At 47.0% G+C, this 14,143-nt stretch carries 15 protein-coding genes, 1 tRNA gene and 1 other RNA gene; 6 read left to right on the top strand and 11 right to left on the bottom strand.

Annotated features, from left to right (window positions below):
• Positions 1-18: 18 nt before the first annotated feature.
• The 7 genes from A3CY_RS0106660 to A3CY_RS0106630 all read right to left on the bottom strand — a co-directional run bounded on the left by A3CY_RS0106660 (position 19) and on the right by A3CY_RS0106630 (position 6,677).
• Positions 19-732, bottom strand: coding sequence for a LytR/AlgR family response regulator transcription factor (locus tag A3CY_RS0106660; protein ID WP_018337135.1), 714 nt, complete (start codon positions 730-732; stop codon positions 19-21).
• A 12-nt stretch (positions 733-744) separates the two neighbouring features.
• On the bottom strand, positions 745-1,806 hold the full coding sequence (locus A3CY_RS0106655; RefSeq protein WP_018337134.1) for a sensor histidine kinase: 1,062 nt from the start codon (positions 1,804-1,806) through the stop codon (positions 745-747).
• Between the two features lie 52 nt (positions 1,807-1,858).
• Positions 1,859-3,079 carry an ABC transporter permease gene (locus tag A3CY_RS0106650; protein ID WP_018337133.1) on the bottom strand — a complete coding sequence of 407 codons (1,221 nt, stop codon included), beginning with the start codon at positions 3,077-3,079 and terminating at the stop codon, positions 1,859-1,861.
• A gap of 90 nt (positions 3,080-3,169) precedes the next feature.
• Positions 3,170-3,913, bottom strand: coding sequence for an ABC transporter ATP-binding protein (locus tag A3CY_RS0106645; RefSeq protein WP_018337132.1), 744 nt, complete (start codon positions 3,911-3,913; stop codon positions 3,170-3,172).
• A gap of 10 nt (positions 3,914-3,923) precedes the next feature.
• Entirely contained in the window at positions 3,924-5,078 is a 1,155-nt protein-coding gene (locus A3CY_RS0106640) for an efflux RND transporter periplasmic adaptor subunit (RefSeq protein WP_026207393.1), read from the bottom strand.
• Between the two features lie 25 nt (positions 5,079-5,103).
• Positions 5,104-6,444, bottom strand: coding sequence for a TolC family protein (locus A3CY_RS0106635; RefSeq protein WP_018337130.1), 1,341 nt, complete (start codon positions 6,442-6,444; stop codon positions 5,104-5,106).
• A gap of 156 nt (positions 6,445-6,600) precedes the next feature.
• A tRNA-Asn gene (locus tag A3CY_RS0106630) sits at positions 6,601-6,677 on the bottom strand.
• Between the two features lie 243 nt (positions 6,678-6,920).
• On the opposite strand from A3CY_RS0106630, the gene A3CY_RS0106625 reads away from it, so the two are divergent.
• The gene (locus A3CY_RS0106625) at positions 6,921-7,253 is read left to right on the top strand and encodes a transcriptional regulator (protein WP_018337129.1); all 333 of its coding nucleotides are present in this window, start codon (positions 6,921-6,923) and stop codon (positions 7,251-7,253) included.
• Positions 7,254-7,356: 103 nt separating this feature from the next.
• Here A3CY_RS0106625 and A3CY_RS0106620 read toward each other — a convergent pair whose 3' ends face one another.
• On the bottom strand, positions 7,357-7,758 hold the full coding sequence (locus tag A3CY_RS0106620; protein ID WP_040371502.1) for an MmcQ/YjbR family DNA-binding protein: 402 nt from the start codon (positions 7,756-7,758) through the stop codon (positions 7,357-7,359).
• A 94-nt stretch (positions 7,759-7,852) separates the two neighbouring features.
• Between A3CY_RS0106620 and cas6 the strand changes: the two genes are divergently transcribed.
• Entirely contained in the window at positions 7,853-8,626 is a 774-nt protein-coding gene (gene cas6, locus A3CY_RS0106615) for a CRISPR-associated endoribonuclease Cas6 (protein WP_018337127.1), read from the top strand.
• Between the two features lie 70 nt (positions 8,627-8,696).
• On the opposite strand, the gene ssrA is transcribed toward cas6, so the two are convergent.
• Both ssrA and A3CY_RS22445 read right to left on the bottom strand, forming a co-directional pair.
• Positions 8,697-9,098, bottom strand: a transfer-messenger RNA (tmRNA) gene (ssrA, locus tag A3CY_RS22450).
• 46 nt (positions 9,099-9,144) lie between these two features.
• Positions 9,145-9,699 (bottom strand): manganese efflux pump MntP, encoded by a 555-nt coding sequence (locus tag A3CY_RS22445; protein WP_065219749.1) that lies wholly within the window; start codon positions 9,697-9,699, stop codon positions 9,145-9,147.
• Between the two features lie 99 nt (positions 9,700-9,798).
• Here A3CY_RS22445 and A3CY_RS0106600 point away from each other — a divergent pair, with 99 nt between their 5' ends.
• The gene (locus tag A3CY_RS0106600) at positions 9,799-10,785 is read left to right on the top strand and encodes a GSCFA domain-containing protein (protein ID WP_018337124.1); all 987 of its coding nucleotides are present in this window, start codon (positions 9,799-9,801) and stop codon (positions 10,783-10,785) included.
• Here A3CY_RS0106600 and A3CY_RS21920 read toward each other — a convergent pair.
• Positions 10,742-11,281 (bottom strand): SPOR domain-containing protein, encoded by a 540-nt coding sequence (locus A3CY_RS21920; RefSeq protein ID WP_169503573.1) that lies wholly within the window; start codon positions 11,279-11,281, stop codon positions 10,742-10,744. The genes A3CY_RS0106600 and A3CY_RS21920 overlap by 44 nt on opposite strands.
• Positions 11,282-11,427: 146 nt before the next feature.
• Here A3CY_RS21920 and A3CY_RS0106590 point away from each other — a divergent pair, with 146 nt between their 5' ends.
• From A3CY_RS0106590 to A3CY_RS0106580, 3 genes are read left to right on the top strand one after another with little or no spacing between them, the layout of a single operon-like run.
• On the top strand, positions 11,428-12,714 hold the full coding sequence (locus A3CY_RS0106590; RefSeq protein ID WP_018337122.1) for an L-cysteine desulfidase family protein: 1,287 nt from the start codon (positions 11,428-11,430) through the stop codon (positions 12,712-12,714).
• 9 nt (positions 12,715-12,723) lie between these two features.
• Entirely contained in the window at positions 12,724-13,401 is a 678-nt protein-coding gene (locus A3CY_RS20390) for a TatD family hydrolase (protein ID WP_018337121.1), read from the top strand.
• Positions 13,398-14,120 (top strand): tRNA threonylcarbamoyladenosine dehydratase, encoded by a 723-nt coding sequence (locus tag A3CY_RS0106580; protein WP_018337120.1) that lies wholly within the window; start codon positions 13,398-13,400, stop codon positions 14,118-14,120. The genes A3CY_RS20390 and A3CY_RS0106580 overlap by 4 nt, the downstream gene beginning before the upstream one ends.
• The last annotated feature ends 23 nt before the right edge of the window (positions 14,121-14,143 follow it).

The raw sequence follows: 14,143 nt of genomic DNA, 5'->3' as shown, positions 1-14,143 counted from the left end.
ATTTTCAATTTTCAATTTTCAATTAATTGCTCGTTTGTCGAGCAATTCCGTGAAACGTTCCTTGTATGAATCGGAGATGGGAATGTAGACCTTCCCGAATATGATCCGATTGCGTTCGATAGTCTTGATTTTGTTTATGTTGACGATGTACGAACGATGTACCCGGATAAAGATGTCGGCGGGAAGGAAATCCTCGATAGATTTCATGCTCATCAGGGTAAGGATACCTTGTCCGTCCTCGGTCTGAATGCGGATATAGTCTTTCAGCCCCTCTATGTAAAGAATTTCTTTTAACTGGACTTGCATGAGTTTGTAGTCGCTTTTCACGAAGATAGATTGCGGGACAGGGCGGGTGCTTGCTTCCGATTTCAGCATTTCTATCCAATGCAGAGCCTTGGTGGCTGCCCGTAGGAATTCGGTGTAATTGAACGGCTTCAACAAGTAATCGAGGGCATCCACCCGGAAACCTTCGATGGCATATTGCTCGAAAGCGGTGGTAAAGATGATTTTCACCTTGTTGCCCACCAAGCGGGAAAGTTCCAGTCCGTTGAGTTCCGGCATTTGTATGTCGAGGAATATCAAGTCGACGGGTTCACTCTCGATGACGGATAAGGCTTGGATAGCACTGTCGCATTTAGCAACGAGATGGAGGAAGGGTGTACGACTCACGTAACTTTCCAATAACTCGAGAGCTAAAGGCTCGTCATCCACGATCAAGCAATTTAATGTCATGAGTGTTGGTATTTAAAGGTGAATATTAAGTTCCGCGATGAAGCGGTCGTCTTCCGTCCGGGGGGAGAAGACGAAATTACCCGGGTAGAGTAGTTCCAAGCGGCGTTTGAGGTTTTTTATCCCGATGCCGGAGCCGCTGCGGTCGTTATCTTTTTTGGGGAAATTGCTGTTCACGACCAGGCAATGCAGCCAATGGTCCTCGTGTAATTCCAATTGAATGTGTATAAAAGAGTCCTGCGTGTTGCTCACCCCGTGTTTGAAAGCGTTTTCGATCAACGGGATGAAAAGTAGGGGAGCGATCATGGCTCCCTTGCCGCTTTCGGGGATAGAAACTTCCAGATGTGTGTTTTTTGAAAGACGTAGGCTCATTAACTTGATGTAACTTCGCATGAATTCAAATTCCCGGTCGATAGGCACAAGGTTGTCGTTGTTCTCGTACAACACGTGACGGAGCATCTTGCTCAGATCCTGCACTGCATATTGTGCCTTATCTTGGTTGATCGCGATCAAGGAATAGATGTTATTCAGCGTGTTAAACAGGAAATGGGGGTTAAGCTGGCTTTTCAGATTTTGCAATTCTGCTTCGGCTTGGGCTTTTTGGAGTTCTTGTTTTTCATTTTCCGTTTTATACCAGCCGCCTGTCATTTTTATTGCCACGCTAAGCCCTACGGTAAGTCCCATGAGTAGAAGGTCGCGACTGATAAAAAGCATCACGGGCGGTTTTGGCAGTGCGTCTTTGAGGGCTTTCAAACTTTCCGGCATTGGCTCGCTCAAGTGTGTCCGGTGGAAGTTTTGCCAGCTATGAAGTAAAAAGCCCAGAAACAGGATAAACAGCAGATTCGTCAATATGAATTGTATGATTTTTCTGCGGAATAATAAACAGTCGATCAGTTTGTTAAAATTAAAGTAAAAGATGATCATACAGGAAAGCGGCATAAAGCAATATCCAAGGTACCGGTTTAGGGTAATGGCTTGTTCCCCGCGATACATGAAGAAAGGAAGGGTAAAAAATATACCCCATCCGATCACGTGGATGGCAACCTGTAAAACGTTCTTGTTGATCGTTCTGGACATTATATTATTGTTGGTTGTTTGCAAAGGTAAAAATTTAATTTAGAATTTAGAATTATTCGTACCTTATAGCATCGATCGGGTTGAGGCGCGATGCCTTTTGAGCTGGATACCATCCGAAGAATACCCCGGTAACGGTACAAACCAGGAAGGAGAGTACTACCGAATACATCTGGATGTATACAGGCCAACCGATCATGTATTTAATAATTAGAGAAGAGCCTATTCCTAGTACGACACCGATAATACCACCCGTGACACTGATAATCACAGCCTCGATGAGGAATTGGAACAGGATATGGCGTCCTTTTGCCCCGATGGACATACGGAGTCCGATTTCCCTGGTGCGTTCGGTGACTGAAACGTACATGATGTTCATGATACCGATACCCCCGACCAGCAAGGATATTCCCGCTATACAAGCGAGCAGCACGGTCATCAAGTCGGTCGTGGTACTCATCATCGAACTGAGTTCTTCTTGTGAGCGAACATTGAAGTCATTTTCGTCCCCCGCGGCTAGTTTATGGTTTTGACGCAGAATGGCACTGATTTCTTCGATTGCCGCTTCCGAATCCTCTTCCGTGATGGCTGATGCATAGATCCCTTGGATGTAAGTAATAGCCAGCAAACGTTTTTGTATGGTGGTGTACGGGGCGATAATCATGTCGTCCTGGTCTTGCCCCATGGAGTTGTAGCCCTTGGGGGTTAGCACTCCGATGATGCGGAAAGGGGTTTTATTGAACCGGATAGTTTTGCCTAGTGGTTCTTCGCCTTTCGTGAATAGATTGTCGACGACAGTTTGCCCCACGATACAAACCTTAGCTGAGGTTTTAATGTCGTGATCCGTGAACATTTCGCCTTCCCCGACACTGAATTTCCGAATATCCAGGTAATCTTGGTTTACCCCGTAAACGGTGGTCGGGGCATTGTTGGCTCCATAGATCACTTGACCGCTGGAATTCACGGAGGGGGTACATTTGTCAATCAGTTCAACCTCTCGCACGATAGACTCGTAGTCTTCCATTTTTAGGGTTTGCATACTGCTGGCACTCTGGCGTACCCCCCCGAAGCGCCCGTTACCCGGGTGTATCATGATCATATTGGAACCCATTTCCGATATTTGTTCACGAATACTACGTTTTGAACCTTGCCCGATAGCCAACATGGAGATCACGGATGCCACGCCGATGATGATTCCCAGCATGGTGAGAAATCCCCTGAATTTATTATTAGCAAGGGCTCGTAATGCGATTCGTATTAAATTTCCGTAGTTCATAATTATTTTGTGATTTAGTGATTTCCGATTTAGTGATTTATTCTAATTTAATTAATCACTTAATCGTTGAATCGGAAATCTCTGAATTATTTAGTCGGTTTCTTTTGGCAATGCGGCAAGAGCTTCTTTTGCGGAGGCAACATTCGGGTTGATTGAGTCCTCCGTGATATGCCCGTCCCGCAACACGATATTTCGGCTGCTGAATTGAGCGATTTCCGGGTTGTGGGTAACGAATATGATGGTTCGTCCTTCCGAGTGCAAACGCTGGAAAAGCGTGAGAATCTCGAAAGAGGTTCTCGTGTCCAGGTTTCCGGTTGCCTCGTCGGCAAGCAGAATCACCGGGTCGTTCACGATAGCCCGGGCAATTGCTACACGCTGTTGTTGCCCCCCGGACATCTGGTTGGAACGATGGTTGATTCGGTCGCTCAGGCTTACTTCTGCCAAAGCTTTCGTGGCTTTTTCCTTGCGTTCTTTGGCGGAAAAAGCCGGATTGTAAAGCAACGGCAATTCCACGTTTTCCAGGGCTGTTGTTTTCGGGAGCAGGTTGTATGATTGGAACACGAAACCAATCTTGCGATTGCGTAACGTGGCACGGTCATTTTTTCCCATGTCCCTAACGGCAATGCCATCCAGGTAATAGTCACCCGAGGTGGGGGTATCGAGGCATCCCAGAATATTGAGTAACGTGGATTTCCCGGAACCACTGGTACCCATTATCGTCACGAATTCCCCTGGTTGAATGGAAAATATTACACCGCGCAAGGCATGAACGATTTCCGACCCCACCGTGAAATCCCTCCTCAGGTTCTCTATTTTTATAATATCGTTTGTCATATTTCTCGATTTACTTGTTCTTTTTCTGTCCCGGACGAGGCGGCATGAACGGGTTGGATTCTCCTCCATTTCCCTCGGCAGCTGCGGCAACTCGTGCTCGTTGAACGCCTACTACCAAACGGGAGCCTTCCGGCAAACCTTCTTTTATTTCCATGTAGATACCGTCGCTAACTCCGGTCTTGATGATTTTAGGTACAAGTCCCTCGGCTGTTTGCAACCATACCACTTTTTCTCCTCTTCCGGCTTCCGGTGTGGGTATGGCTTCCGGGGTGAAACGGAAAGCTTTTAGCGGGGCAAGCAGAATGTCAGTTTTCTCCATGGTGTACACGGTGATGTTTGCCGTCAGTCCCGGTTTCAACTTCAAGTCAGGATTCGGGGCGTCGATCACTACCTCGTAAGTAACCACGTTTGATTCGGTGGTCGGGTTCAGGCGGACTTGTGTCACATCGCCCTCGAAAGTATCATCCGGGAAAGCATCCACGGTGAAAGTCACGCGTTGTCCTTCCAGTACCTGCCCGATGTCTGCCTCGTCCACGTCGGCAATAACCTGCATTTTGCGTAAGTCGTTGGCAATCGTGAACATGGTAGGAGTTTCGAAGCTGGCGGCAACGGTTTGTCCTTCCTCTACCTCTCTCGACAACACAACACCGTCAATTGGCGAGTAGATCGTGGCGTAATCTAGGTTTGATTCGGCTTTCACCAATGTCGCTTGGGCTTTTTTGTAGGCTTGTTCGGCTTTCTCGTACTGATACAATGCTTCCTCGTATTCCGTGTCGCTGATCAATTTTTTGTCATGCAATTGACGTAGACGGGTATAGTTTTTTTGCTGGTATTCGTATTCGCTTTTCGTGGAGCGCAGGTTTGCCATTTCAGAGTTCAATTCCGCCTGTAATAGTTTTTTATCAAGTTCGGCAAGTAGTTGTCCTTTTGTCACGACCGAGTTGTAATCCACGTAAATGCGAGAGATCGTGCCGGAAACTTGGGTACCCACGTCCACTTTGGTGATCGGTTCAATGGTTCCCGTGGCGGTCACCGTGTTGTTGATAGAACCTTTTTTCAATTCTACGGTTTCGTACGTTGTCGCTTTTTTATCTCCCGACCGGAAAAAGAAAAGGCTTCCGACAATGACAGCCAAGACGATAATTATAGTTACAATCTTTTTCATTCTATTCTATTGTTAATATTCTGTATTATAATTCAATGGGATGATTTTGGTAAAAATTCAACAGCTTGAGCGAGAGTATGGCTTCAAACTTTGCTTGTATCTGCTCTTGCAGGGCAGAGAGGTAATTATTCTTTTCCGTGAGTAATTCTACCGTGTTCTTCATACCTGCGTTAAACTGTTCCTGCACGAGATTGTAACTCATCGTGGCGGATTTTACGCTATTCGTGGCAGCGAGATAGCGGCTTTGGGAGGCGGTCACGTTCTGGTGTAATGTTTCTATCGTTTTCCACAGCTCCTTGCGGGTATTCAGTTCTTCCAGACGGGCGGTTTCGGTTTGTAGTTTTGCCTTTTCTATCGCCGATTTGGTTTGCCGGTTGCGAGAGATAGGGACACTTATATTGATCCCCACATTCTCGTTCAATCGGTTATTTATTTGTTTTGAGAAAGAATGATCCGAATCCGAGTCATGGTTCGTGGATACCGATGCGTTGAAAGAGACGCTTGGCAGCCGATCGCTTGCCGCGATTTTCTCTTCCAGTTGGGCGGATTCCACGTTCAACTGGCTGTTTTTCATCTCGGGCATGCTTTCAAGGGCAACCCGGTAAACCTCTCCCGGCGAGGGGACGAGGCTAAGGACTTGCGAATTGTCCAGTTCCGGGAAGTATATGTCGAAGTTGTCTGTCGGTTCTAATTCCAGGAGTTGTTTCAATTGTAATTTGTTTAAAGCGAGCGTGTTCTCAGCCATTGTCACGTTGTATTGGTCGTTGCTGTATTGAGCGTCGATCTGGGCGTAAGCACTGCTGGCGATAGAACCCGCGTCAAGTAATTCTTTGCTGCGAGCCAATTGGGCGGCAGAGGTTTCAAGAGTCTGACGATTTGTCTTTAATGATTCGTTCGCGTAGAGAATTTGTAAATAAGCCTCCGTGACAGCAATCTCGATGTCATTTTCTGCCATCTTTATCTGGTATCCTTGAGCTTCACTCGCGATCTCCTGCTTGCGGACGGAACGGGTCAGTTTGCCCCCGTTATAAAGCGTCACTCCGCTATTTAAAGTATAACTGCCTGAGTAGGCACTTCTGGACTTGAACTTGCCGTCGGTCTGTTCTATTTTCTGGTGGCCCCATCCTTGTGAACTACTGAACGTGAGGGAAGGAAAAAGTTGCGCTTTTGCTTCCAGTAAATCCACGGAACTACTTTTTTGGTTCACTCGTGCCGATTGCACTTGGATGTTGTTTTTCCGGGCGTAATCGATACAATCCTTGAGAGTCCAAGAAGAGGTGGGCTTTCCCTCTTGAGAGAAGCCCACCAAGGACGGAATGATTATAAAAAGGATGGTTGTAAGGTAAGTATGTGTTATTCTGTTCATAGTCTTTACTCGTTTTGTTTGATGCAAACATAAATCATCTGGTAAAGGAGCGCAAATCATTTAGATGTTTAGGGGAAGCGACTCGACAAAAGAGATGATTTTATCGACGAATGGGATCGCGGGAAAAGAAAAAAGCCTGTAACTCTGTTACAGGCTTGGCTCCTCAGGTAGGACTTGAACCTACGACCTACGGATTAACAGTCCGCCGCTCTAACCAACTGAGCTACTAAGGAATTTTCTCAAATCGTGGTGCAAATATAGAGCCTTCCGGGGAATCTGCAAAATATTTTGGCAAAAAAATATGCCCAAAATGTAAATAAAATACGGGGTGTCGGATGATGTCCGTTATAGTCAGGAGAATAGCTTTGGGATATTTTAGGTCGAAAAAGTTGTCCAGATAAGAATACCCGTGTTTTTAGGCGACGAAACCGGTGAAAAGTTGTAGATTTGCCGAATCAATTAAAAGAATAACAGCTATGGATTACTTGAAAGAATTGAACGTGGCAATCACGGTATGTGATAAAGAAGGTAAAATACTTCAGATGAACGATAAATCACAGAAGACAAATAATGGTGATCTGGTTGGGCAAAACGTGCTCGATTGTCATCCCGAACCAGCCCGCACGAAATTAGTCGAGTTGATGGAGCAACATGCCACGAATGCCTACACGATTGAAAAAGGTGGGGTGAAGAAATTGATTTACCAGACGCCCTGGTACGAGAACGGGGAGTTCATGGGATTGGTGGAATTCTCGTTGGAGATTCCTTTCGAGATGCCTCATTACATCCGGAAACCGAAGACGGAATAGAGTGTAGAGAATGGAAAAATTACGATAAAAGTCCCGAGGTAGTCTAAAAGTTGATTTGCCTCGGGATTATCGTTTTCCGTGTTCTTCCCGTGAACCTGCAACGCTAGTCGTGATTTTCAGTGTAATCTTTCCTGTTTGACCCCGTCAGAGAAAATTCGGGGAAGTTCTTTTGCACGAAACTCCGGGATAATTTCTTGATAACTTCCCTGTACGAGTGCTCCACGAGTTCCTCTATAAATTTGTCAGAGAGGTTGCCATGCATATAAACCCCGTTCCAGTGTTTCTTGTTGGAATGGTAAGCCGGGGTGATCTCCGGGTATTTTTCCCGCAATTCGATAGCCTTGTCCGGGTCGCACTTCAAGGCAATCGTTTCAAACGGCATGATGTCACCGTAGGCGAACATTTTGTTGAAAACCTTGAATACTAATGTCGTTTCGTCAAACGGGAATTCCTCCGTCGTGTGCGGGAAAGAAAGACACAATTCTCTAAATTCTTCAATATTCATATTCTTCATGTTGATCGAGAACAAAGATAAAGATTTTTGACTATCTTGGACAAGTGAAGATTTATTTTTCTATATATTGTAAATAATTGAACGGATGAGATTTGAATTAATATTGAGCGTGCAGAGAGAGGAGTGCGGAGCCGTGCTTCCGCTGAATTACCAGTATGAATTGTCCTCGTGGATTTACCGGGTTCTGAACGAGGGAAACTCCGATTTCGGGAGTTGGTTACACGATCATGGTTACACGAGGGACAAGAAGCAATTCAAGTTATTCACCTTTTCTAATTTGCAGGTATCCCGTTATCAGATTATCGGCGACCGGATGGAGATATTAAGCCGGCAGGTATCTCTGGTAGTTTCTTTCTACCCGATCGAGGCGATCGAGCCTTTTGTCATGGGACTGTTCCGGGATCGGCATTTTACGTTGGGTGATCGCCGTTCGAAAGTTGCTTTTTCTGTCGACTCCATTGTCCGGCTTCCGGGGATCGAGTTCTCGGACGCGATGCGTTTCAAGACCTTGTCGCCGATATTCCTGGATGAACGGGTGGGCGAGAATGTCCCTTCCCGTCATGTTTCGCCTGCCGATCCGGTGTTCGAGGAATTGATTCATTATAATTTGCTGGAGAAATATCGTATCTTCTACCAGGTGGAGCCATCGCCCGAGTGGCAACCCACGCGGGTAAGGTTGTTGTCCGAGCCTAAGGCGAAAACTATCGCTATCAAGAATTTTACCCCCCAGTTTACCCAATTGAAGGGATATATGTGCCGTCTGGAACTCACGGGTGTGCCCGAGTTGTTGAAGATGGCGTATTATGCCGGGTTAGGGCGTATTAATAGCCAAGGGTTCGGGTGTATCGAGGTCTATTGATGATGCGGTGTGCATAGGGAAAAATAGGTGTTTAAAAAAACGACTGGCAACCAGTCGTTTTTTCTTGAAGGGGTGGAGCAGCAGGGAATCGAACCCTGGTCCAAACACGGAATCAATATGCTTTCTACATGCATAGCTTTTTATTGGTTTTCGAATATAGCCCGGAAAAAAGCACCCAAACTATACCTTAGCTTCTAAATTTTCGCCAACGTCACGAAGCGGGACGTTGACTAACCTTGTGTTGCCTGCACCCCGGATGCTGGTTGGTACAAGGTGGGACCGCCAGCGGGATGTCCTGTCTTCACTACCTTGAGTGAAGATTAAGCCTCAATCTACTATGCTTCGATTAGGCAGCAAGAGCGTAATTTTCTTCGCCAATTAAAATTTTGCGTCCGGGATTAACGGGCCGGCTTCACTACGCCCGACATGCTTACATACCTATTCATCATGCTGTCAAATCCAGGTCTGCCCCTTCGCTATGCAAATGCAAAGATACGAATATAATTGAAAATTGAAAATTATTCCATGAGATGTTCGACAAGTATTTTTATCCCGATGGCAATGAGGATGATGCCGCCAAAGAGTTCGACGTTGATGCCTTTGATTTTGCCGAAACGATAACCGCAGATCACCCCGAGCAGGGAGAGCGTGAAGGTCACGAAGCCTATCATGAATGCCGGGAAATAAATGCTTGTTTTCAGGAATGCCATGCTGACCCCGACAGCCAAGGCATCGATGCTGGTGGCGATGCCAAGCGTGATGAGGGTCTTGTTGGAAAAGGACGAGATGGTGGTTTCTTCCTCCTCGAAGGACTCGTAAATCATTTTGCCCCCGAGAAAGCCGAGCAGGATAAACGCGATCCAGTGGTCGAAAGCGGTGATGTACGAGCTGAAGCTGACCCCGAGTAACCAACCGAGCAGGGTCATTCCTCCTTGAAATATTCCCATGGTAAGTGCCAGGCGCAAAGACTGGTTCATGCGGAAAGGTTGCATGACGATTCCCCCGCTGATGCTTACCGCGAGGCTATCCATTGCCAACCCTATGGCGATCATTAAGACGGAGATAATACCCATGCGTGAAATTTTTGACAAAAGTATAAAAATGATGGAGAAAATCAGCGTAAAAAATGTAACTTTGTAGAGAAGGAGAGATTATTTATAATAAGATTAGATATGAATTTGCAGACGAAGGTTAATATTGATACTCCCGATTTCATGATCGATTATAATTCCAAACTGATGATGTTGGGATCATGTTTCGCGGAGAATATGGGTGGTAAGTTTTCATATTACAAGTTCGGCGTCGATGTGAATCCTTGCGGGATCGTGTATAATCCCCGTTCGGTGGCTAACGTGTTGCGCTTGATCGTGGAAGGAAAGGAGTTTAAACAGGAGGACTTGATACAGGTCGGGGATAAATGGGTGAGCCTGTATCACCATGGTTCTTTCTCGTCGACGGACGCGGGGGAGTGTTTGGATAAGATTAACCGGAGGTTGGAACGTGCCACGAGGGAAATTCGTTCCTTGGATTTGCTGGTAATCACGTGGGGAACGGCGTGGGTGTACCGGCACACGGGGAAAGGCGTGGTGGTGTCGAATTGCCATAAAATCCCCTCGCAGGAGTTCGAGCGTTATCGTTTGAGCGTGGATGAGATCGTGGACGAGTACACCGGGTTGATCGGGCGCTTGCGAGAAGTGAATCCCGGAATCCGGGTGTTGTTCACGGTAAGCCCTATCCGGCATTGGAAGGATGGTGCGCACGGGAACCAGTTGAGTAAGGCGACTTTGTTGTTGGCGATCGACCGGCTGCGGGAGAAGTTGGGGGGCGTGTATTATTTCCCGGCTTACGAGATCGTGTTGGACGAGTTGCGGGATTACCGTTTCTATGCGGATGATATGCTGCATATGTCGAGCCTCACGATTGATTACATGTGGGAACGTTTTCTTTATAGTTTTATCAGTCCCGAGGTGCTGGGATTGATGAACCGGATCGGACGGATAAACAAGGCGGTCGGGCATCGTCCTTTTGATCCTCATTCCAGTGATTACCAGCGATTGGTGAAGAATTTGCTGACGGAGATTGCCGCCATATCCCGCTCTTTCCCGTCTATTGATTTTAGCGAGGAAGAGAGGAAGTTGAATGAATTGGTGGTAGGGTAGGTATCGTGTCCTGTTGCTGTACGGGATTCAATTCATGCAAGTAGATCGTGGTCTTCACGGGATACGCCCCGGCGTATTTCTTGCGGATACGCTTTAACGCGGGAATTGCCTCGATACGGGTACGGAAGTTGCCGACACGGATTTTGAAATCGGGGTCCGTGTATTGCAGGTAAGCGCGGATATCCGGAAATTCTTCCTCGAACCGTCGCGTGTAACTTTTCAGCGTGTCGATGTTCACGTTGTAGGAACTCGATGATAATATCTGGATGCGATAACCTTGGAAGGCTTGTTCCTTCTTGTTGATCGAAAGTTGCAGTTTCAATAGTTGTTCAATCTTCGGGTCCCCGTGGAGGGTGACTTGCCCGCCCGTGACCGAATCGGTTTGAGTGAGTTGTTTCAAAAAGTCAACAGCCGGTTTTGCTGGGGTGATGGTGTCTGTCTGTGCCCAGGTTTGATTGGCGATAAATAGGATTATAACAATAAGTATTGATTTCATGAACATATGTCTATCGTGATACAACTAATTCGACTTCAATCGACAAAGATAGTATAAATTGTCTTTTTGTGGTAGAAAAATAGATAAATAACACTATTTTTGTACCCGTGAATATGAAACATTCTACATGAATAAAATAGGAAAAGATGAATCAAGTAACAGATCAACAAATCATTGAAATATTGAAGAAAGAGGCGGTTCCCGCCTTGGGGTGTACTGAGCCAGTAGCTTGTGCTCTGGCTTGTGCTAAGTGTAAAGAAGTATTAGGGGGTGTACCTGAGCATTTGGACGTACTGGTTAGTGGCAATATTTACAAGAATGGTATGGGTGTTGGGATTCCCGGAACCGGAATGGTGGGCTTGCCTATCGCTGCCGCCCTGGGGGCTGTTTGCGGGAAGTCCGAGTACGGGCTGGAAGTGTTGAAGGAGGTCAACGTGGGCGATAACCTGCAACGTGCCAAAGATATGTTGAGTCATGTTACGGTTTCCTTGAAAATGGATGCGCCGGATAAGTTGTATGCCGAGGCGTTGGCAACGAAAGGAAATGACAAGGTGAAGGTGATTATCGCCTACGCGCACACGAATATTATTCTTGTGGAGAAGAACGGGGAGGAACTTTTCAAGAGGGAATTCAAGTTGGATACGGCAAAAGAAGAAGATAAAGTGCCGGAATTAAGCGTGAAACGTATTTGGGATTTCGTTCACGAGGTGGACGTGAAGGATATCGAGTTCGTGCTGCAAGGTGCCGAGATGAACAAGGCCATTTCAGCCGAGGGGTTACAATCCGAGTATGGTTTGCAGATTGGTAAGACGTTGAAAGAGAATATAGACAAGGGATTATTGGAGGACGATTTGTTGAACCGCACGTTGATTCGCGCGACGGCTGCTTCCGATGCCCGTATGGATGGTTGCCCGAAACCGGTGATGACCAATTCCGGTAGCGGTAACCAGGGAATCACGGTGTACCTGCCCGTGGTGGTGGCAGCCGAAACGTTCGGGGCTTCCCGCGAGCAATTGGCTCGCGCGTTGGCGTTGAGTAACTTGATCGCCGTGCATATCCATCATTACATGGGACATCTTTCGGCTCTCTGCGGTATCCTGATTGCCGGAACGGGGGCTTCATCGGCTATCACTTACTTGATGGGCGGTATGTATGAAAATATGGTCAACGCGATCAAAACGATGTGTTCCAACCTGACGGGAATGATGTGTGACGGGGCGAAACAAGGATGTGCCTTGAAAGTGTATTCCGGCGTGTCTGCTGCCGTGCAGGCTGCTTTGTTGTCTATGCGGGGCATCAAAACCAACAATGACGGGATCGTGGAGGAGGATATCGAGCGGACCATCCGTAACGTGGGACTGATCGGTACGAAGGGAATGGAAGAAACGGACAAGACGATCTTGAATATCATGTGTAACAAGGAAACGAAATAATTCGAGGATTTGAATCCGTACGTGAATATACACACGCACCATACCGGTGAGGGAATCAATATCCAGGATGTTGGAGAGGGAAATGCATGGATTGACAAGGAGAATCAGCGGGAGCGGGAAGAAGGTCTGGAAGTGTTTTATTCCGTGGGTATTCACCCGATGAAGTTGGAACAAGTCGGCGAGGATGCTTTAGCGTGTATAGAGGATACAATTCAATTAGATAAAGTTATAGCTATCGGGGAGTGCGGTTTAGACCGTCGCTCTCCGTTTAGTATAGAGGAACAGGGAAGGATTCTGGAGGCTCAGGTTGCCCTTGCCGAAAGATACCGGAAACCTTTGATTATTCATTGCGTGAAGGCGTATTCGGAATTGATTGCCATCCGGGGAAAAACGAAGTCCACGGTTCCGTGGATTATTCACGGGTTTAATAACAATGAACAGATATTGCAACAGTTATTGGGTCACGGTTTTCACGTTTCTGTCGGGGCGGCACTCTTGAATGCACGATCGAATGCCTTTCATTTGATACGGCAAGTTCCCGCGGACAGGTTGTTTCTGGAAAATGATGACAAAGAAATTGAGATCAGCGTTATTTATCGGGCTGCTTCCGGTGTGCTGGGGCTTGATGTGGAAGAGTTGAAGCGAATGATGTTGGAAAATTATAAAAAAGTATTTGCGATAAAATGATGGATTGGTTGAGTAGAACGGAATTGCTTTTGGGAAAAGAGCGATTGGAGATGTTGAAGAATGCACACGTGCTGGTGGCAGGATTGGGCGGTGTTGGGGCGTATGCCGCGGAGCAATTGTGCCGTGCGGGAGTGGGAGAGATGACGATTATTGACGGGGATATCGTGGACGTGACGAACAAGAACCGCCAGTTGCCCGCATTGGACAGCAATATCGGGAAGGCAAAGGCGGAGGTCATGGCTGCCCGTTTCCGGGACATCAACCCGGACATCCGGCTTCACGTGATAAACGATTTTATCAAGGACGACCGGATGATCGAGATTTTGGAAATGGCGAAGTACGATTACGTGGTTGACGCCATCGATACGCTGGCACCCAAAATTTTTTTGATTTACCATAGCCTGCAAAAGGGCTATCGCATCGTGAGCTGCATGGGTGCCGGGGGCAAAATGGATCCGACGCGGGTAAGCATCGCGGATATTTCCAAATCGTATAATTGCAACCTTGCCCGTATGCTCCGCAAGAGGTTGCACAAGCTGGGCGTCTACAAGGGAGTGAAGGTGGTGTTTTCCCCCGAGGAGGTCGATCCCGAGGCAGTCGTGTTAAGCGAGAGCGAGAACAAAAAATCGAACGTGGGCACCATCTCTTATATGCCCCCCGTGTTCGGGTGTTTTTGTGCCTCGGTGGTTATCCGGGATTTGACGGGAACAGTGGACTGAGAATATTTATCTTCGGCAATAAA

It is taken from the genome of Butyricimonas synergistica DSM 23225 (assembly GCF_000379665.1).
Lineage (GTDB): Bacteria > Bacteroidota > Bacteroidia > Bacteroidales > Marinifilaceae > Butyricimonas > Butyricimonas synergistica.
The sequence above is the reverse complement of the archived record's forward strand: the minus strand, read 5'-3'. Positions and strand labels throughout refer to the sequence as shown.